This window comes from Haladaptatus sp. R4 (assembly GCF_001625445.1).
In the GTDB taxonomy this organism is placed as follows: domain Archaea; phylum Halobacteriota; class Halobacteria; order Halobacteriales; family Haladaptataceae; genus Haladaptatus.
On record NZ_LWHG01000021.1, the window covers coordinates 893707 to 911015 of the forward strand.

22 protein-coding genes are annotated in these 17309 nt (G+C 62.3%); 15 read left to right on the forward strand and 7 right to left on the reverse strand.

Annotated elements, in window-relative coordinates; genetic code table 11:
• The first annotated feature begins 209 nt into the window (after window positions 1-209).
• From A4G99_RS14165 to A4G99_RS14175, 3 genes are all read left to right on the forward strand, one after another.
• Window positions 210-1178 (forward strand): methyltransferase domain-containing protein, encoded by a 969-nt coding sequence (locus A4G99_RS14165; protein WP_066145276.1) that lies wholly within the window; start codon window positions 210-212, stop codon window positions 1176-1178.
• Between the two features lie 96 nt (window positions 1179-1274).
• Entirely contained in the window at window positions 1275-2270 is a 996-nt protein-coding gene (gene thyA / locus A4G99_RS14170; RefSeq protein ID WP_066144830.1) for a thymidylate synthase, read from the forward strand.
• Window positions 2267-2746: a dihydrofolate reductase gene (locus tag A4G99_RS14175; RefSeq protein WP_066144832.1), complete on the forward strand. Its 480-nt coding sequence runs from the start codon at window positions 2267-2269 to the stop codon at window positions 2744-2746. The genes thyA and A4G99_RS14175 overlap by 4 nt, the downstream gene beginning before the upstream one ends.
• Here the strand turns inward: A4G99_RS14175 and A4G99_RS14180 are convergent.
• The 3 genes from A4G99_RS14180 to A4G99_RS14190 form a co-directional block, all read right to left on the reverse strand.
• Window positions 2734-3117 (reverse strand): hypothetical protein, encoded by a 384-nt coding sequence (locus A4G99_RS14180; protein ID WP_223301880.1) that lies wholly within the window; start codon window positions 3115-3117, stop codon window positions 2734-2736. The two genes, A4G99_RS14175 and A4G99_RS14180, sit on opposite strands and share 13 nt — an antisense overlap.
• Window positions 3118-3492 carry a hypothetical protein gene (locus A4G99_RS14185; RefSeq protein WP_066144833.1) on the reverse strand — a complete coding sequence of 125 codons (375 nt, stop codon included), beginning with the start codon at window positions 3490-3492 and terminating at the stop codon, window positions 3118-3120.
• Window positions 3493-3587: 95 nt separating this feature from the next.
• Window positions 3588-4148, reverse strand: a complete 561-nt coding sequence (locus A4G99_RS14190) for a TATA-box-binding protein (RefSeq protein ID WP_007976369.1) — start codon at window positions 4146-4148, stop codon at window positions 3588-3590.
• Between the two features lie 331 nt (window positions 4149-4479).
• Between A4G99_RS14190 and A4G99_RS14195 the strand changes: the two genes are divergently transcribed.
• The 3 genes from A4G99_RS14195 to A4G99_RS14205 are packed head-to-tail and all read left to right on the forward strand — an operon-like array spanning window position 4480 to window position 5296.
• Window positions 4480-4677, forward strand: coding sequence for a ubiquitin-like small modifier protein 2 (locus A4G99_RS14195; protein WP_066144835.1), 198 nt, complete (start codon window positions 4480-4482; stop codon window positions 4675-4677).
• Window positions 4674-5078: a GNAT family N-acetyltransferase gene (locus tag A4G99_RS14200; RefSeq protein WP_066144837.1), complete on the forward strand. Its 405-nt coding sequence runs from the start codon at window positions 4674-4676 to the stop codon at window positions 5076-5078. Before A4G99_RS14195 ends, A4G99_RS14200 begins: the two co-directional genes overlap by 4 nt.
• Window positions 5079-5104: 26 nt before the next feature.
• Window positions 5105-5296 (forward strand): hypothetical protein, encoded by a 192-nt coding sequence (locus A4G99_RS14205; protein ID WP_066144839.1) that lies wholly within the window; start codon window positions 5105-5107, stop codon window positions 5294-5296.
• A gap of 18 nt (window positions 5297-5314) precedes the next feature.
• Here the strand turns inward: A4G99_RS14205 and A4G99_RS14210 are convergent, their stop codons facing one another.
• On the reverse strand, window positions 5315-6697 hold the full coding sequence (locus A4G99_RS14210; RefSeq protein WP_066144841.1) for a phosphoglucomutase/phosphomannomutase family protein: 1383 nt from the start codon (window positions 6695-6697) through the stop codon (window positions 5315-5317).
• A gap of 208 nt (window positions 6698-6905) precedes the next feature.
• Between A4G99_RS14210 and A4G99_RS14215 the strand changes: the two genes are divergently transcribed.
• The gene (locus A4G99_RS14215; RefSeq protein ID WP_082837820.1) at window positions 6906-7499 is read left to right on the forward strand and encodes an NADPH-dependent FMN reductase; all 594 of its coding nucleotides are present in this window, start codon (window positions 6906-6908) and stop codon (window positions 7497-7499) included.
• A gap of 32 nt (window positions 7500-7531) precedes the next feature.
• On the opposite strand, the gene A4G99_RS14220 is transcribed toward A4G99_RS14215, so the two are convergent.
• Both A4G99_RS14220 and A4G99_RS14225 read right to left on the reverse strand, forming a co-directional pair.
• Window positions 7532-7774 (reverse strand): GIY-YIG nuclease family protein, encoded by a 243-nt coding sequence (locus A4G99_RS14220; RefSeq protein WP_066144845.1) that lies wholly within the window; start codon window positions 7772-7774, stop codon window positions 7532-7534.
• Window positions 7775-8227: 453 nt separating this feature from the next.
• Complete coding sequence (locus A4G99_RS14225) at window positions 8228-8788, reverse strand: DUF1684 domain-containing protein (RefSeq protein WP_066144847.1); 561 nt, start codon at window positions 8786-8788, stop codon at window positions 8228-8230.
• A gap of 311 nt (window positions 8789-9099) precedes the next feature.
• Here A4G99_RS14225 and A4G99_RS14230 point away from each other — a divergent pair, with 311 nt between their 5' ends.
• From A4G99_RS14230 to A4G99_RS14260, 7 genes are all read left to right on the forward strand, one after another.
• Window positions 9100-9552: a hypothetical protein gene (locus A4G99_RS14230; protein WP_223301881.1), complete on the forward strand. Its 453-nt coding sequence runs from the start codon at window positions 9100-9102 to the stop codon at window positions 9550-9552.
• Between the two features lie 48 nt (window positions 9553-9600).
• The gene (locus tag A4G99_RS14235) at window positions 9601-10395 is read left to right on the forward strand and encodes a hypothetical protein (protein WP_066144851.1); all 795 of its coding nucleotides are present in this window, start codon (window positions 9601-9603) and stop codon (window positions 10393-10395) included.
• Between the two features lie 93 nt (window positions 10396-10488).
• The gene (locus tag A4G99_RS14240) at window positions 10489-11118 is read left to right on the forward strand and encodes a VOC family protein (protein ID WP_066145283.1); all 630 of its coding nucleotides are present in this window, start codon (window positions 10489-10491) and stop codon (window positions 11116-11118) included.
• Window positions 11119-11192: 74 nt separating this feature from the next.
• On the forward strand, window positions 11193-12155 hold the full coding sequence (locus A4G99_RS14245) for an oxidoreductase (RefSeq protein WP_066144853.1): 963 nt from the start codon (window positions 11193-11195) through the stop codon (window positions 12153-12155).
• Between the two features lie 62 nt (window positions 12156-12217).
• The gene (locus A4G99_RS14250) at window positions 12218-12649 is read left to right on the forward strand and encodes a Rieske 2Fe-2S domain-containing protein (protein WP_066144855.1); all 432 of its coding nucleotides are present in this window, start codon (window positions 12218-12220) and stop codon (window positions 12647-12649) included.
• A gap of 104 nt (window positions 12650-12753) precedes the next feature.
• Entirely contained in the window at window positions 12754-13293 is a 540-nt protein-coding gene (locus A4G99_RS14255; RefSeq protein ID WP_066144857.1) for a hypothetical protein, read from the forward strand.
• Between the two features lie 9 nt (window positions 13294-13302).
• Window positions 13303-14394 (forward strand): hypothetical protein, encoded by a 1092-nt coding sequence (locus A4G99_RS14260; RefSeq protein WP_066144859.1) that lies wholly within the window; start codon window positions 13303-13305, stop codon window positions 14392-14394.
• A 43-nt stretch (window positions 14395-14437) separates the two neighbouring features.
• Here A4G99_RS14260 and A4G99_RS14265 read toward each other — a convergent pair whose 3' ends face one another.
• Window positions 14438-15712, reverse strand: a complete 1275-nt coding sequence (locus A4G99_RS14265; protein WP_066144861.1) for an MBL fold metallo-hydrolase — start codon at window positions 15710-15712, stop codon at window positions 14438-14440.
• 116 nt (window positions 15713-15828) lie between these two features.
• Between A4G99_RS14265 and A4G99_RS14270 the strand changes: the two genes are divergently transcribed.
• Window positions 15829-17301: an aldehyde dehydrogenase family protein gene (locus tag A4G99_RS14270; protein WP_066144863.1), complete on the forward strand. Its 1473-nt coding sequence runs from the start codon at window positions 15829-15831 to the stop codon at window positions 17299-17301.
• Window positions 17302-17309 lie beyond the last annotated feature (8 nt).

The window sequence follows — 17309 nt, forward strand, 5'->3', positions numbered from 1 at the left end:
CCCTAGCAGTTGGGGTCTCAAAATCGGCGTCGAAGGCGGTCGCGGCAATCGCATAAATTCCGTCGAACAAGCGGTGGGGTCGCAGTCTCGAAAACGGTACCAAATCAGCGCAGACAAACGGGGTGTTTCGACACGCGATTCGCAATCCCCAAGACGACGGCACTGTTCCCCTCGAACGAAACCGGACGGCTCCGGAGGAAATCGCAATCGTGTACGTACTGGAACTCGGCGGACAAGACGACGAATTCGCGGCGTGTGAAGCGGCGAGTGCGGCGACCGAGGTGGAACTCGTCGCGCCCGGCCTCGCGCGGGCGGCGACGATCACCGAGCGCGTTCGAAACCTCGCGTACACCCATCGGGCGAACGAACTGGTGGGGACGACGGACGCCGACGTGGCGAGCGCGCGGGCGTTGCTTTCTGCTGCACCCATCGACCGAGAAGGAACGGTCGCGGTACGTGCGCGGACGGTCCGTGACACGGAGGACATCAGCACACAGGAGGTCGAGCGCGAATTGGGGCAAATACTCGTGGACCGTGGATTCGCAGTGGACTTGGACGGCCCCGACCACGAACTGCGGGCGACGTTCTCCGACGACAGTTGTGTGCTCGGGTGGACCGCAGTCGAGAGCGTGCGCGACTACGGTACTCGGAAACCGACCGACAGACCGTTCTTCCAACCGGGGAGCATGCACCCCCTCCTTGCGCGCGCGCTGGTGAACATCGTCGGGGCGAAGGAGGAAACGACGGTTCTCGATCCGATGTGCGGGACGGGTGGCACCCTCATCGAGGCCGCGCTCGTCGGCGCGCGACCGTTGGGTGCCGATGCACAGTGGAAGATGGCCCGTGGGGCGGCGGAGAACCTCGACCACTACGCACCGGACGCGGACGCCGCCACGGTTCGCGGCGACGCGACACATCTGCCGTTCGCCGACGATTCCATTGACGGCGTGGTGTTCGACGCACCCTACGGCAGGCAGTCGAAGATAGCGAACCTCGACCTCGACGACCTCGTGGCTGGCGCGCTCGCGGAAGCCAAGCGGGTTGCATCCCGTACCGTCGTCGTCGGCGACCGCTCGTGGGCGGACGAAGCGCGGACGGCGGGATGGACCGTCGAAGGGGAGTTCGAGCGGCGCGTGCATCGGTCGCTGACGCGGTACATCGTCGTGTTGTCTGGGTAACAGCGGTTGCGCGAATACGAAATCGGATGGCTAAAAATCCGACCGGTCAAAGCTATTTTATCAGCACTTAAGATACCGTAGGGGGGACACCCACCCATGAAGCAGTACCTCGGACTCGTCGAGGACGTTCTCGGGGACGGAACCTACAAGCCCAATCGAACCGGCGTAGACACGATTTCCACGTTCAGCCAGCACTACGAGGTGGACCTGCGCGACGGCTTTCCGCTGTTGACCACCAAGGCGATGGACGGTGCTCGGTGGAATTCGATGCTCCACGAACTCCTCTGGTATCTGTCAGGAGAAGAGCACATCCGAAACCTCCGCAAAGAGACCGGAATCTGGAACGAGTGGTCGAACGAAGAAGGCCACCTCGACACGGCCTACGGTCGGTTCTGGCGGCGCTTTCCGGTTCCCGAGGAGGGTCTACCGGGCGAATCGTGGCCCGAGGACGGCAACCGCTGGATGAACGAGGACGGGACCTTCGACCAGATTCAGTACGTCATCGACGGTCTCAACGAGAATCCGAACTCGCGCCGGTTCGTCGTTTCGGCTTGGCACCCCGCGAATGCGGCCGTCTCGCTGCTTCCGCCGTGTCACTACACCTTCGTCATCAACGTTCAGGGCGACGGTACCCTGAACCTGCACCTCACCCAGCGTTCGGGCGACGTGGCACTCGGCATTCCGTTCAATATCGCGGCTTACGCCCTGATGGCGACCGTGCTCGCTAAACAGACCGGTTTCGAGGTGGGCAAATTCTCCCACACAGTCGTAGATGCACACGTCTACTGCGGCGAAGGAGAACGCGGCGAGTGGTACCGCGACAACCTTTCGGACCTGCAATTGCGCATCGCCGACGTGGACGAGAAATCGGGGTACGAGGAAGTCCGCGAGTGGTTGGAATCGGAAGCACCCGCCGAGGAGACCGAACGCCTCGACCACGTTCCGGGCCTGCTGACCCAACTCTCGCGCGAACCCAAATCGAAGCCGGAAATCGACATCGCGGCGGATTCCATCGACGAGTTGAGCTACGAGGACATCACGCTCCGGGAGTACGACGCTCATCCCGGTCTGAAATTCAGCGTGGCGGAATGACCCGTCTGGTCCTCATCGCCGCGATTGCGGAAAACGGCGTCATCGGCAACGACGGCGGCATGCCGTGGCATTATTCGGAGGATATGCGGCACTTCAAGGAGACGACGATGGGCCACCCCGTCGTCATGGGTCGGACGACCTACGAGAGCATCGCGGCACAGATGGATGGCCCGCTCCCGGGCCGAACGAACGTCGTGTTGAGTCGGTCGAACCCGGACCTTCCGGAGGAAGTCGTCCTCGTCCACGGCGTGGAGGAAGCGATGGCGGAAATCGAGGAACTGGACGACGTCGCCTACATCACCGGCGGCGCGGCGGTGTACGAGCAGTTCCTCCCGCACGCGGACGAGATGATCCTCACGGAGATTCACGAATCCTACGAGGGGGACACGTACTTCCCCGAGTGGGACCCGGAGGAGTGGCGAGAAGTCGAGCGCGACGAGCGCGACGAATTCGACTTCGTTCGCTACGAGCGGTGAGGAACCGCCGCACGGAGTTTTCTGTCGAGCTTAAATCGCACGACGAGGAACGCAAACAGCGTGCCGACCATCCACGTCGTGAGTAGGGGGATGAGTGCGTAGGCGTCCTCCGTTCCCGTGAGCGATCCGATCAATCCCGATCCAAGGAGAGTCAGAAGGCCGAACAGCGCGACGCGTTTCGGTGCTGCGGGACGGTAGTACAGACAGAGACCCGTCGTCAGAATCGCCGCTGCGAACGGCAAGTCGGACAGCAAACGATCGTATCCACCTCCGGGTCCGATGAAGAGTAGTGGGGTAAACACCGCACCAGCACCGACGTAATACCAGAAGAGGTCAGCGAATTTCCCCATCTCGTCGGCGAATTCACCCATCTACGCCCCGCTCCGTCGGAACCGGACGCGTGGTTTCGCCCACGCGGCGAACGCGCCGATGGCTACGGCGATAGCCCACGTTGTCAACGCGGCCGGTCTGTTGGCGGGCGTGAGACTGATTTCGAGGCCAGCCCACAGAACACCGATCGCCACGGAGCTGGCGAGCGAGAACAGCCAGACCTGTCCGTAGGAGACCGGGAGCAGATCGAAGGCGACGAGTACGCCAACGACAAGACCGGGGATGCAGACGAGGAGAGTCCCGACCCAGTGGGGGCTAACGATGAACAAATCGAGAAGCGCGATGAATGGAAGTGGAAGCATGATAACGCTCCCGACGACGATGCCGACCTGTTCCAGACGGCGGGGGAGGGACATACTGTCAAGTTAATCAGGTGAGGATAAATGTTTTCTCGTCGGGGAGTCCGACGATGTCACTCCGAGAAAGGCGGGAAAGGGAAAATCGAAAGAGATTATTCCAGCAGACCGAGTTCTTCGAGCCGCGAGACGATTTTATCGACTGCCTGTTCCGCATCTTCGGGCTTCTTGCCGCCGGTGATGACGAGTTTGCCGGAGCCGAACAGCAGGGCAACGACTTCGGGTTCGTCGAGACGGTAAACGAGGCCGGGGAACTGCTCGGGTTCGTACTCGATGTTCTCCAGACCGAGACCGATGGCGATGGCGTTGAGGTTGAGGTTGCGTCCGAGGTCCGCGCTCGTAACGATGTTCTGGACGACGATTTCGGGGTCGTCGTTCACCTGAATGTTCAGCTCTCGGAGCTTGTCGAAGACGATTTCGAGACTCTCGTGGACGTCGGCAGTGCTCTTTGCACCGGTGCAGACGATTTTACCGGAGCGGAAGATGAGTGCGGCAGACTTCGGGTTCTGCGTACGGTAAACGAGACCGGGGAACTGCTCTGGATCGTAATCCGCGCCCTCCAAGTCCATGGCGACACTTTGAAGGTCGAGTTCCTGCCCGATGCCCGTCGAGGCGACCACGTTTTCAATGTTGATGGTTTCCTTTGGGTCGGTCATAGCGCGACTTAAATGACGTATTTAAGGTTTATAAAGGTTGGTAGTCCAGACTGACACGTCTCAGCCACCCTTTATGAGCGGACTGCGGACGAAATATTGATGTCGGAGCCCCTATCGACGGCAATATTGGTGTTTTCGCGTCCTCGAAACGAACGGGTCTCGTTGTAAACATCTCACATTTTATCGGACCGGTTTTCGTCAGCAGGTCCGCGACGAACCGCCTCCGATGGAGGACGCGAAATGGGTTTCAATCGAGCGGAGCGGTCGTCCTCTGAACGGCATATCGTCGGCTTCGACACGCTGAAGGCGTGAGAAACGCAAGGAGGATCCAATGAACGTGACGGTCGAAGTGGTCGGCGAGGAAAGCCACGAGTTCGACGTGGAAGACGAGGTGTACGCCGATTTGGTGTCGGCCGTGGGGTTGAGTCCGCACGAGGTGTCGGTGATGGTGGACGGACGGCCGGTGCCGGAGGACCAACCCGTTGAGGCGGAACACGTGAAGATACTGCGACTGATAAAAGGCGGATGACGGTTCGACTCGCGACCGCGGCGGACCGCCTGTCAGTGATGCGAATCGTGAACGGTGCGATGCTGGAAGTCGATGCGAAAGCGGTCGAGCGGAGAATCGATTCGGGGGACGTGTTGGTAGCCGTCGAGGAAGACAGGGTGCTCGGAGCGGCGGTGCTGGAACCGGGAGAGGACGGCACGCACATCGATGCAATCGCGGTGCGACGGGCGCGGCGGGGACAGGGCATCGGCGGCGAACTGGTGGCGTTCGCGGCCGAGCGATGCGGAACGCTGACCGCGGACTGTGATCCGAACGTGCGACCGTTTTACGAGTCGTTGGGGTTCGACATCGAGGAACGGATGACGGATGGGAAGGAAAGCGAGGAAAAGCGGTTGTGGGGAACGCTCGAAAGCGAAGACTGATATGGCGAGTTCGCCAACGGCCGGACATGGACGAGACGAAACGACGCCGTCTCACGCTCATCTGGGTCGCGTTCGCGGCGGTGATGGTGTACTACGTCTTCGCAAGCGGATTTACCGGGTCGGTCGGTGACCTGCTCGGTCTCCTCACCGCAGCGTTGGGCGTGGTGCTCGCCGCCGTCTACTACTTCAATCCACGCGGCATGCTTACGTTCGGCTAAAAAATCGAAGCGATGGATTCAGATCAACGGTGCGACCAGTTCCTTCCCCGCGTCGAGCAGGTCGGCCACCGCGTCCTCGCTTTCCCCCTCGGCGTAGATTCGCATCTTCGGTTCGGTGCCGCTCGGCCGGACGAGCAACCACGAACCGTCGTCGAGCAGGATTTTGAAGCCGTCCTTCGTCACCATGTCGGCCACGTCCTTACCCGCGACTTCGTCGGGGAGTTCGGTTTCGAGGTCGTCGAGGACGCGCTCCTTTTCGTCGTCGGGACAATCGAGACTGACCTTGCCCTGGTGAATCTCGCCGAATTCGGCGAGGAGGTCGTCCACGCGGTCGTCGAACGGTCGTTCGTGGGCGACGGCCGCGGCCAGGAGCGCCATGAGGACGCCGTCCTTCTCGCGGACGTGGCCGCGGATGGTGAATCCGCCGCTCTCCTCGCCGCCGATGAGCGCGTCGTGTTCGCCCATCGACTCCGCGAGCCACTTGAATCCGACCGGCGTCTCGTGGACTTCCTCGCCGTGTTCCTCGGCGATACGGTCGATGAGGAAGGTGGTCGAGACGGAGCGCACCGCGGGACCCGACTCGTCTTCGAGCAGATACTCGTACAGCGCGGCGAAGACGAGGTTTTCGTCCAGATAGCCGCGTTCGGGCGTCACGATGGCAATTCTGTCGGCGTCGCCGTCGTTGGCGATACCGAGGTCCGCGTCGCCGTCCTCGACCGCTTCGATGAGGTCTTGGAGGTTTTCCTCGCTCGGTTCGGGCGGTGTGCCGCCGAATTCCGGGTCCTGATCGCAGTTGAGTCGTTCGACACTCGCACCGGCGTCTTCGAGGAGTCGGTCGGTGATGCCTCGACCGCTGCCGTGCATGGCGTCGTAGACGACCGAGAGGCCGTCGAAGTCGGCGTCCACGAGGTCGAAGGCGTGTTTTTCGTAGGGGTCGACGAGGTCCTCCTCGCTGACGGACCCGTACTCCGATTCGGGGAGGGGGTCGGGTTCGGCGAGTCGAGCCATGATCTCGTCGGTGACTTCGGGGAGGGCGGGTGCGCCGTCCGACGGGATGAACTTCACGCCGTTGTACTCCGGCGGGTTGTGGCTCGCGGTTATCATCAGGCCGCCCGCGAGGTTGCGGTCCACCAAGGTCCACGCGAGGATCGGCGTCGGGGTGTCGCGTTCGGCGACGAGTACGTCGAACCCGTTCGCGGCGAGAACTCGGCAGAGGTCTTCCGCGAACCCGCGTGAGGTTTCGCGGGCGTCGTAGCTGATCGCGACCGTTTCTCCCGCTCGGTCTTCGACCTCGCGCAGGTAGTCGGCGACTGCTTGGCCGACGATCTGCACGCGCGGGGAGGTGAACTCGTCGAGCGTCGCGCGCCAACCGTCGGTTCCGAACGAAATCGGCGTGTCCATACATCGTTCGTCATCGGGGATGTCGAAAAAACCACCGTGTCGAAGTTTGACACAGAAGTGGCAAGCATGCAACCAAAGTGCGCTTTCGGAAACCGCCTCGTACGCTCCGCCCGTCCGACCAGCCGTTCTTCACGAGGCGAACACGAACCGAAAATTGGTTGGAGTCGAACACGCCGGTTAAACGTTCTCGGTTCCAAGGTGTCCAATAATGCAACGGACACCGAATGTCATCGCGGTATGCGGCAGCATGCGCGATGGCAGTCACACACGAACCGCTTTGAAGCACGTCCTCGATGCCGCGGAGGCGGAAGGCGCGGAGACGGAACTCATCGACCCGCGCGAGTACGACCTCCCCATCTTCGATCCGGACGAGGAAGAACCGGAAGACGCCGTCGAGATCAAGCGGAAGATTCGGGAAGCCGACTCGGTCATCATCGGCAGTCCGGTTTACCACGGCTCGTACACCTCCGCGTTCCGGAACGTCCACGACTACTGTAGCTTCGACGAGTTCGAGGACACCACGGTCGGCCTGCTCGCGGTCGCCGGTGGCGGTTCCTACGGAAGCACGCTCGATCACATGCGGATCACGGTCCGCGGCGTCCACGGCTGGGTACTCCCCCATCAGGTCGGTATTCGGAACGCATACGAGCAGTTCGACGACGACGAGTTCGTCGACGGCGATTTGGAAGCGCGCGTCCGAAAGCTGGGCGAGCAGGCCGTCAAATACGCCTTTCTCGACCCCAACGTGACCTCCTCGGAGGCCGACGAAGAGGTGGCGGACGAAGCCGCCGCTGACGACTGAAAACGGTCTCGAACTGCGACCCACTCTACGAACTACTCTATCAACCGCTCTTTCTGCCGACGGCTGAGCTGTTTGATCCGATATTCGCGGGACATCGCGGCCGATTTCGAGTCGAATCGCTCGGTGTAGCGGAGCGTGACGGGAGTTCTTCCGCGGGTGTATTTCGCCCCGTTTCCGGCGTCGTGTTCGGCGACTCGACGAGTGACGTCGGTCGTGTACCCCGTGTAAAAAGTGCCGTCACTGCATTCGACGACGTACACCCAATGGTCGGTCACACCTGACAGGCTTCGCGTGGTTCTTCTTCGTCCTGTCGATTCCGCCCGGGCCGCCACAGTGGGCTATACTTTTTGCGCACGCTCTCGTGCCACCTCGGCGATACCTGCGTTCGCCGAGCAAGCAGGGCAAGCGCGGATGTAACCGGATTCGTCAGCGAAGACGCGCGCAAATCGTTCCGAGACATGCGCGCCACAGTGGTCACAGTTTGGCATGCTGTCAGCCGACGATTGGTCGTCGGCATCCGGTGCTTCGATTCGAGCGCGTAAATATGCTTTCCAAATTCCGACCCAAATTCAGGGATTCAGAATATTTGTTTTTCTAACCGGCAATGATATAGTGGGAAAACGAGTTCAGATTGTTCAAAGCGAGACGAAGTTTTCGAATCGCAAAATTCTGGATGGGGCCCCTCCATTTCCGGTGGAGTCCGTTCGGTTGGGACACTCAGTGTTCGCTCAGTGGCCGTCCCACGTCTGCTCGCCCGCAGGAATCAGCACGTCGAGCCAGTTTTCCTCGGGCGGGAGCGGACAGGAAAACGTCTCGCTGTAGGCGCAGAACGGGGAGTACGCCACGTTGAAGTCGAGAACTATCTCGTCGCCGTCCGACAGTCGGCGGTCAGGATGGAGTTCGAGATAGCGTCCGTTTTCGTAACTCTGCTGGCCCGTCGTCTTGTCCCGGAAGGGCACGAACAGCGAATCCTGCCCCTCCTGTTGGTACACCGCGAGCGACGCATCCTCGTCGTCCACCTCGAAGTGGAGCGTCATGGTTCGAAGGTAGCGCTGTGACGGCCCCGCGGTCGTCTCCAGTTCGACGGGTTCCGGTTCGTCGTGGGCCTCGACCGCCGCTGTCACGCGGTAGTCCGCGTCCGGGTCGAAGTACGACAGGCCGTCGAAATCGTCGCGCTTTTCGGGCGGAATCGGCGATTGCGGATGCGTGTCGAAAAAGTCGTCTTTCTCCTCGCGCATAGCGAGCAGTTCCTCGCGCCACTCCTCCTCCGTGGTGTCGAAGTCAGCCATACAGGGACGTACTGGTTCGCGCCGGATGAATCGCTCGGGATCAAGACTCGGGGCATTCTCCTACACCTCCTGTAAACACACCGCCACGAGATGGCTTTGGTTTTGATTTTTCTGCGATTACAGTTGCCGAGCCACACCATACCGCATCGCTCCCGCCTGCTCGCGGTTTCGCCGGACAAAGTCCGGCAGACTGCCGAGCTTTGCTCGGCAATTTCACCACTCACAATCGAGGTTGCGGAGCAACCTCACGTTCCGCTCTTCGTCTCCCTTTCCACCGTAGCCTTTTGTACGAAGCCGCCGAAAATTTCGAAATGATGAGCCGCGGTACGGACCACGCGACGGAGGAACGCCGCCTTCGAACCCGCGAGGAAAAGGAGGGCATCGAGGAGTGGACGGAGAGCTTCTTCTTCGCGGTCGGGGAGGTGACGTTTCTCTGCGTGCCCGCCTTCTACGTCCTGATGGACGCGGAACCGAACGGGCCGCTGAAGTTTTCGGCCCTCTTCGGATGGCTCGCGCTCTGTCTCTCGGTCGGGACGTTCCGCGGCCATTGGATCGATATCGACTGGCCGCAGGTGACACCCGCGTTGGTGCTCCTGCGGTTCGTCTTCTACGACGCCGTCATCCTCGGGGTCGCCTACGCCGCGACAGGGGTCGATATCGCGTTTCACTCGCCGGTCGTGACAGCGACGACCGCGGTCGTCCTCGCCGTCGGGTGCGCGCTGCTGTTCTCCCGCCTCGGGGGAGCGGTCGAAAACCGACTGTAGCGGAACGCTCAAGAAAACGACGAACGCGATACTACACGGAGAGGACACATGCAAGACGAGTACGACCCGACGACCTGTCCGGTCGAGGGGTGTGAGTACGAGGACGCCATCCGCTCGGTCGCGGCACACGTCAGTCGTTCGTCGGACGACGGCCACTCGTGGGACGCGCTGGACTACGACGGTGCCCGCGAGTTCGTGATGAGCGAAAAGCGACGACAGCACGCGGAGTCAGGGGGGGCAACGGCAACTGGTAACGGAGCAGAAGATACGGGCGGAGAATCTGCCGCATCGACGCCCGCCCCCACTCTTCCGCCGGAGGACCCGCCCGAGTTCGGTCTCGACCTCGATTTCGTCAGGGACGTGTTGGTGCTGTTCGACGCCGTCGAGGAGTACGACGTCGATTCGTTGGACGAACTCGACACCTTCCGCCTGGTGAACCTCTACACGCTCCTTTCCGACGTGAGCAGTTCCGCCGACGACGCGCGGAAGGAAGTCCGGGACAAACTGCTGGAGGTCGTGCAGGACGACCGCCGAGTCGAGTCGGATTTCGGCGCGGTGAAACGGACCACCCACAAGCGACGGAATCTCAAGGACGAACGAACCGTCGCGGACCACTTGGAAGCGGCGGGTATCGACCCGGAGGAAGCCCGGTCGTTCGACACGAAGAAGGTCAAAAAGCTCGTTGCCGAGCGGGGGCTGGACGAGTCCTCGGTTTTCGACATCGAGAAGCGGACCTACGTCCGGAAGTCCGGCGCGGACGACGAGAGGCGGCGCAAGGCGTACAACCGACTCGACCCGGAACTGCGGGCGCTGGTGGACGACGAGCGGTTCGGCGGGAAATGATCGGTTTTCTGGCCACTGACATCGATGCCATGTGGTGACACCACCGTCAGCGAGGGTATTTCTCCGCTCGGAACCTATTCCGAGACGAGAACGATGTCCAACGAACCTTCCACGGACGATATTCCGATCACGGCGGAGCGCCCGGACGGCGCGGTTCCGCTCACCGGCACCGACCACATCACGCTCATCGGGAGCAACGAGGAGGATACGGTCGAATTTTATCGGGACGTGCTCGGCATGCCGCTCGTCCTCCGCCAACCGAACCTCGACGCGCCGAACGTCACGCACCTGTTCTTCGACAGCGGCGACGGCCGCATCATCACGTTCTTCGTCGAGGAGGGTCGCCAGTCGAATCCCGCACCACAGCGGACCGGCATCGGTGCCGTCCACCACCTCGCGTTCCGGTTCGATCCGGAGCGAATCGAGGAGGTCCGCGAACGACTCGAAGCGCACGGCCGCCGGTACAACGAGTTCGACCGGAGCATCTTCTACTCGCTATACACCTCCGACCACAACGGCCTCACCATCGAACTGACGACGGACAAGTTCGACATTCCGGACAACCGCCGCGCCGAAGTTCTCGCCGTCGCCCAGCAAAAGCGCGAGGAGGACGGTTCGGAGTACGCGAAGGGCGAACACCTCGAAGCCGCGCTGGAAGAACTCGGCATTCCGGTGGAACCGGCGGACCTTCCCGACGCGCCGACCGGCGCGGGCGGGTTGTAGGTCTGGGCGGATTGTAACGGAATTCGAAGCCGTTGGGCGGTGCTTTTCTGTATCGTGCGCCCGTAACCGGATTCATGACCAATTCCGGGTGGACCCAAGACAGCATGCCGGACATGGCCGGAAAGACCGTCATCGTCACGGGCGCGAACAGCGGCCTCGGCTACGAGGTGACGCGGGCGCTCGCCCGCCACGGTGCGACCGTCGTCATGGCCTGCCGACGGACGGATCACGCGATGACGGTCAAGGGGCGGATTTTGACCGAACTGCCGGACGCGAACCTCGACGTGCGGGAACTCGACCTCGCGGACCTCGCGTTGATTCGGGAGTTCGTGGACGATTTCACCGAGGAGTACGACGACCTGCACGTTCTCTGTAACAACGCGGGCGTGATGGCGGTGCCGCGGGAGGAAACCGCGGATGGCTTCGAGTTACAGTTCGGCGTCAACCACCTCGGTCACTTCGCGCTGACCGGTCTCCTGCTCGATTCACTGCTGGAAACGGAGGGCGAGACGCGGGTCGTGACACAGAGTAGTGGCGTGCACGAGCGGGGGACCATCGACTTCGACGACTTGCAGGGCGAACGCGAGTACGACAAGTGGGACGCCTACGGCCAGAGCAAACTGGCGAACGTGCTGTTCGCCTACGAACTCGACCGAAAACTCCACGACGCGGGGGTCGACGACGTGGCGAGCGTCGCCTGTCATCCCGGCTACGCGAGCACGAACCTCCAGCGACGCGGCCCGGAGCGGGAAGGCTCCCTGCTTCGACTGTGGATGATACGGGTCGCGAACGCCGTCTTCGCACAGAGCGCCGAACGCGGCGCGCTCCCGATGCTGTACGGTGCGACCGCCGGGGAAATCGAGGGCGGGGAGTACGTCGGTCCGGACGGCCTGAGGAACATGCGCGGCCTCCCGAGCGTCCAACCGTCCAGCGACGAGTCCTACGACGAACGCACCGCCGAGCGACTCTGGGACACCTCCGAGGAACTGACGGGGGTCGCGTACGACTTTCCGCAGTCGAAATCCGTCAGTCGATGATCGTGGATCGGTAATCGTCAGTCGATAGAATTCTTTAATTCCCATCCGTCAGATACGCCCGTATGGACGCGACGGACGACGCCCACCGTTTGACGACGGTCGAGGACCTCCCCGAAAACGATTCCTTTCTGTTCACGGTTCGCGAACGCGACGGCTCACAGGAGGAAGTGATTCTCGTGAACGGTGGCGACTGCATCGCCGCGTGGAAGAACTTCTGCCAGCACGAAACCGACCAGCGTCTCGACCGGGGGTTCGGGGCGGCGATGCGCGACGGCGACATCATCTGCCCGAAACACGGGTCGATGTTCGACGGTTGTTCCGGCCACTGCGACAACGGCAAAGCGTCGGGTTCGACGCTCCTCTCGGTCGACGTCACCGAGGACGACGGCGAGATTTACCTGACCGACCGAACCTGCGACTTCGATCACGAGGGGGGAATCGAGGAGGACGATGACGACGATATGCCGAGTTCGTCGTCACATCTCACGTTTTAGACGTTAGTTGGATACAGTTATCCGCCGCGACCGGTAGCGATTATTCCGGAATTCTCAGAAGGGTTCTGTAGAGTTTTATCGAGCTGTCGGTCGAACGGATAGTCATGGTCGTTGTTGATAACCGTCTGGTCGATGATCTCTCGCTGCGCGACCGCGAGTACGAAATCGACGACTTCGTCAGATATCTCGAACGGCATCACCACGGGGAAGAACCCGGGCTTTCGCGGGAACGGATCGACGCCTACGCCGACGCGCTCGATTACGACAGGGATCGGACGAACGCCTTGCTCGAAGAGCGACTGACGGACTCGGAGACGTGGACGCCCGGAAACAACCTGTACCGAGTCGGGGAGAACGTCAGCATCTACCCACCGTCGTGGCACGATCAGTTGGACGACACGATAGACCTCGCCGAGTACGTTCGCGTCATGCTCGCCGAAAAGGAGGCCAAGAGTGGCCGACTGAATTCCGCTCAGCGAGGAGTCCCACAACCCGACATGCTCACCGCGATAGAGATTTTCGCCGACCTCGACCGCGAGATGGGCGAACAACTGCTACAGAAACAACGACAGGAGGGTTCTATCGTGATATTCGCCTCGCAAAACCCCGAGGACCTCGTGCGACTGCCGGAGATGACGGAGTAACTACGAACGATGAAAGTAGCGACAACACTCAACGAACGCGACCACCTCGAACTGTTCGTCCTCATCGACGAAACGGTGTACACCAGCAGACAGACCGGGTCGGAGACGGAGTGGACCGACTGGGAGCAACTCGTCGGTGCCGAAGGAAAGGCGATAGCGTCCGGGCGCAACGAGGACGGACGGCCCGAGGTGTTCCTCACCGACCCGGCGGACGGAACGTATCACAATCGACGGGAACCGCTGGGTACCGACGAAGCCGCGACCGAATGGGAGGGCTGGCGACTGCTCTCCGACGATCCGATCACGGGCGAGTCGATAGCCGTCGCACCCAACGGTGATCGACGGCTCGAAGCCTTCGTCACCGGGCCAGCGAGCGGGACGTTCCACGCGAAACAGACGTCGCCGAACGATGCGACGTGGACCGACTGGGAACAGTTGGGCGATCAAGCCGGGAACGAAATCGTCGTCCAGCAGGCCGCGAACGAACGGTTGCACGCCTTCCTGCTCAGCTACGACGACGAGGCGGCCGATCTGACGGCGGCCGAAAGGGAGTTCCTGTTCGGAATTCACCACTGCTGGCAACTCGAATTGGACGGCAACGAGTGGGCCGACTGGCATCGACGCGGGCGGGCGAACGGTCACTCGCTCGCCGTCGCGGAGAACAACGACGGGAAGTTCGAGATATTCCTCGTCCGGGACGACGAGACGCCGCTCTACCTCCGACAGCTCGGATTCGAGGAGATCGAGTGGGAGGAGGAATGGAGCGAACTGAGCTATCCCGAGCGGTTCCAGGTGTTCCACCGACCGAAGGCGAAATCGCTGGCAGTCGGGCGACACGCCGACGGCCGCCTCGAAGCGTTCATCACCGGAAAACGCCTCCACCATCTCTCGCAGATGGCACCGAACGGTGACTGGTCGCTGTGGGAGCGGTTCGGGAGGGTCAAATGCGCCGGTCTCTCCGTCGCACGGACGGCGGACGAACGCCTCGTCGTGTTCGGTCTCGAAGACATACCGGAAGTGTCGCGGCAGCCGAAGATTCACCAGCGATGGGAAATCGAACCGAACGGCAAGTGGTCGAAGTGGCACTCGCGCACGATTTAGGGGGGTAACGGCGAGTTTAGCGACAGAGTTTAGCGACGAGTCGTCACGTGAATTTGTTGCGAGGCGTCGCGGAGGTCGAATTGTCGGCGATTTCGAATCGACTACCGAGTTCGGGCGCGTTCGCATCGAAACCGTCGTCCCGCAGTTCCTCGGCGAACGCGTCGCATCTGTCGCCGTGATTGACGAGGACCGTCGAATCCCGATACGAATCGAGGAAGTCGAGCAACCCGTTCCGGTCGGCGTGGGCCGAGAAGTCGTAGGATTCGACCTGCGCGCTGACGGGCATGACGCGACCGTCGATTTCGCCGCGGCCGTGGTTCAGCAGTTCCCTTCCGGGCGTTCCTTCGACCTGATAGCCGGTCATCGTGATCTTGTTGACCGGATTGGCGCGGATTTCGGGAATGTACGTCATCGCCGGACCACCGGTAAGCATCCCGCTTGTCGTCACGATGACGGTGTTCTTCCGCGCGATTCGCTTTCGCTGGCCGTTTCTCCCCGTCACGAACCGGGCGTTCGAGACGGCGCGCTGGAAGGCGTCCGGGTCACGGAGGAACTCGGACTGCTGTTGGAGCATTCTGGTGACTTGCGTTCCCATCCCGTCCACGTAGCAGTCGATGTCGTGGGCCTCACAGACCATCAATACCTCCTGTGTCCGGCCGATGGCGAACGCCGGGACGACCACGGTTCCGCCCTCCCACACCGTCGTCTTCACGCTTTCGGCGAACTCCCGTTCCGTCGTCTTCCGCTCACCGCGCTCCACGTCGGAGTACGTGCTCTCGCAGATGACCACGTCCGCGTCGGGGCGGGCAGTCGTGCCCGACAGCAACCGCTGGTCGCCGGTGTGGAAGTCGGCGGTGTAGAGCAGTTCGGTGTCCCCGTCGTCGATGAGCACGTGCGCGCTCCCCGGAATGTGGCCAGCGTTGAAAAACGTGATTTCGTGGCCCGCGGCTTCGAACGACTCCTCGTAGCCGTGCAGTTCCGACACCTGGGCCAAGCGTTTCAGTTCGGCCTCGGTGAACGGACAGTCGTAGCTTCCGCCGTGGAGTTTCAGGGTGTCCCGCGCGAGGATGCGCGTCAGTTCGTACGTCGGCGGCGTCCAGTGAATCGGCGGCCGGTCGTCGCCCGCGAGCAGGGACGGGAGGATGCCGACGTGGTCGAGATGGCCGTGCGAGACGACGACGGCATCTGGGTCCACGTCCTTGACGGGGTACTGTGGCGGATTACCGGTCAGCATCCCGTAATCGAGCAGGAGGGAGTCGTTGACGAGAATCGCGCTGCGCCCCACCTCGCGCGCGCCGCCGAGAAACTCGATATTCATTGTCGGTGCTAACGGCCGGAGCCGTTTTTCTTCGTCGGTTCGGAAGCGTGTCTGAAAATGCCACACCGCGGCCGGTTCCTGACCATTTATCACCACGAACCTCCGAGTTCTCAGTGATGTCGGACAGAGCCTACACCTTGGACGGCGACTGGAACGCCCTCTACATCGACGGCGAATGGATCGACGGCGGCGACCGGGACGAAATCGAAGTGACGAACCCGGCGACCCAGGAGAAAGTCACGTCGGTCCCCGCCGCGACCGAGGACGACGTGAACCGCGCCTACGAGGCCGCCGCCGAGGCGCAGGCCGACTGGGCCGACCTGCCGCCGAGCAAACGAGTCGGCGTCGTCCAGTCCGCACTCGACCTGCTGGACGAACACCGAAACGACATTCTCCACGCGCTCGCCGTCGAGTCCGGAAGCGCGAACATGAAAGCGTTCGCCGAGTGGCAGACCGCCCGCGGTATCACCCAGCAGGCGGCCGAGTTCCCGTTCCGCGTCGGCGGCGAAATCAAGGACTCGATGATTCCCGGCAAGGAGAACCACGTCAAGCGCGTGCCGATGGGCGTCGTCGGCGTCATCTCGCCGTGGAACTTCCCGTTCAACCTCTCGATGCGCGCCGTCGCACCCGCGCTGGCGCTCGGCAACGCGGTCGTCCTGAAACCCGCTTCGCCGACGCCCGTCACCGGCGGTCTCCTCCTCGCCAAAATCTTCGAGGAGGCCGAACTGCCCGAGGGACTGCTCAACGTCGTCCCCGGCAAGGGTTCAGAAATCGGCGACCGGATGGCGTCCCACCCTGAACTCGATGTAATGGCGTTCACGGGTTCGACCGAAGTCGGCAAACACGTCGCGGGTCTCGCCGCGGAGAACCTCGCGCTCCCCGCGATGGAACTCGGCGGGAACAACCCGCACGTCGTCACCGAGGACGCGGACCTCGACGCGGCCATCGATTCGGCCGTGTTCGGGTCGTTCCTCCACCAGGGACAGGTGTGCATCTCCATCAACCGCCACCTCGTCCACGAGGACGTGTACGACGAGTACGTCGAGAAGTTGACCGAGCGCGCCGAAGGACTCCCCATCGGCGACCCGACGGACCGCGACAACGTCATCGGCCCCATCATCGACGAGGGTCAGCGCGACCAGATGCTCGACTACATCGACTCGACGGTCGAGGAGGGCGCGACCCTCGAAACCGGCGGCCACCACGACGGCCTGTTCGTCAAGCCGACGGTCCTCTCCGGCGCGACCAACGACATGGCTGCGTCGTGCAACGAGACGTTCGGTCCCATCGCACCGGTCATCCCGTTCTCCTCCGACGAGGAGGCCATCGAACTCGCGAACGACACCGAGTACGGCCTCGCCGCGTCGGTACACGCGGGCGACCTCGGCCGCGCACAGGACTTCGCCGACGCCATCGATGCCGGGATGGTCCACATCAACGACCAACCCATCAACGAGGAACCCCACGTCCCGTTCGGCGGCGTGAAAGGCTCCGGAATCGGCCGCTACGACGGTGATGCCATCGTCGAGGAACTCACGCAGGAGAAGTGGATTTCGGTGCAGCGCGACCAGCGTCGGTATCCGTTCTAGACGACCCT

What these genes read in the sequence shown, in the direction of transcription:
- thyA (WP_066144830.1), top strand. Translation starts at nt 1,275, where the DNA reads ATGAAGCAGTACCTCGGACTCGTCGAGGACGTTCTCGGGGACGGAACC.
- A4G99_RS14175 (WP_066144832.1), top strand. Translation starts at nt 2,267, where the DNA reads ATGACCCGTCTGGTCCTCATCGCCGCGATTGCGGAAAACGGCGTCATC.
- A4G99_RS14180 (WP_223301880.1), bottom strand. Translation starts at nt 3,117, where the DNA reads ATGGGTGAATTCGCCGACGAGATGGGGAAATTCGCTGACCTCTTCTGG.
- A4G99_RS14185 (WP_066144833.1), bottom strand. Translation starts at nt 3,492, where the DNA reads ATGTCCCTCCCCCGCCGTCTGGAACAGGTCGGCATCGTCGTCGGGAGC.
- A4G99_RS14190 (WP_007976369.1), bottom strand. Translation starts at nt 4,148, where the DNA reads ATGACCGACCCAAAGGAAACCATCAACATTGAAAACGTGGTCGCCTCG.
- A4G99_RS14195 (WP_066144835.1), top strand. Translation starts at nt 4,480, where the DNA reads ATGAACGTGACGGTCGAAGTGGTCGGCGAGGAAAGCCACGAGTTCGAC.
- A4G99_RS14200 (WP_066144837.1), top strand. Translation starts at nt 4,674, where the DNA reads ATGACGGTTCGACTCGCGACCGCGGCGGACCGCCTGTCAGTGATGCGA.
- A4G99_RS14205 (WP_066144839.1), top strand. Translation starts at nt 5,105, where the DNA reads ATGGACGAGACGAAACGACGCCGTCTCACGCTCATCTGGGTCGCGTTC.
- A4G99_RS14210 (WP_066144841.1), bottom strand. Translation starts at nt 6,697, where the DNA reads ATGGACACGCCGATTTCGTTCGGAACCGACGGTTGGCGCGCGACGCTC.
- A4G99_RS14215 (WP_082837820.1), top strand. Translation starts at nt 6,906, where the DNA reads ATGCAACGGACACCGAATGTCATCGCGGTATGCGGCAGCATGCGCGAT.
- A4G99_RS14225 (WP_066144847.1), bottom strand. Translation starts at nt 8,788, where the DNA reads ATGGCTGACTTCGACACCACGGAGGAGGAGTGGCGCGAGGAACTGCTC.
- A4G99_RS14230 (WP_223301881.1), top strand. Translation starts at nt 9,100, where the DNA reads ATGATGAGCCGCGGTACGGACCACGCGACGGAGGAACGCCGCCTTCGA.
- A4G99_RS14235 (WP_066144851.1), top strand. Translation starts at nt 9,601, where the DNA reads ATGCAAGACGAGTACGACCCGACGACCTGTCCGGTCGAGGGGTGTGAG.
- A4G99_RS14240 (WP_066145283.1), top strand. Translation starts at nt 10,489, where the DNA reads ATGTCCAACGAACCTTCCACGGACGATATTCCGATCACGGCGGAGCGC.
- A4G99_RS14245 (WP_066144853.1), top strand. Translation starts at nt 11,193, where the DNA reads ATGACCAATTCCGGGTGGACCCAAGACAGCATGCCGGACATGGCCGGA.
- A4G99_RS14250 (WP_066144855.1), top strand. Translation starts at nt 12,218, where the DNA reads ATGGACGCGACGGACGACGCCCACCGTTTGACGACGGTCGAGGACCTC.
- A4G99_RS14255 (WP_066144857.1), top strand. Translation starts at nt 12,754, where the DNA reads ATGGTCGTTGTTGATAACCGTCTGGTCGATGATCTCTCGCTGCGCGAC.
- A4G99_RS14260 (WP_066144859.1), top strand. Translation starts at nt 13,303, where the DNA reads ATGAAAGTAGCGACAACACTCAACGAACGCGACCACCTCGAACTGTTC.
- A4G99_RS14265 (WP_066144861.1), bottom strand. Translation starts at nt 15,712, where the DNA reads ATGAATATCGAGTTTCTCGGCGGCGCGCGCGAGGTGGGGCGCAGCGCG.
- A4G99_RS14270 (WP_066144863.1), top strand. Translation starts at nt 15,829, where the DNA reads ATGTCGGACAGAGCCTACACCTTGGACGGCGACTGGAACGCCCTCTAC.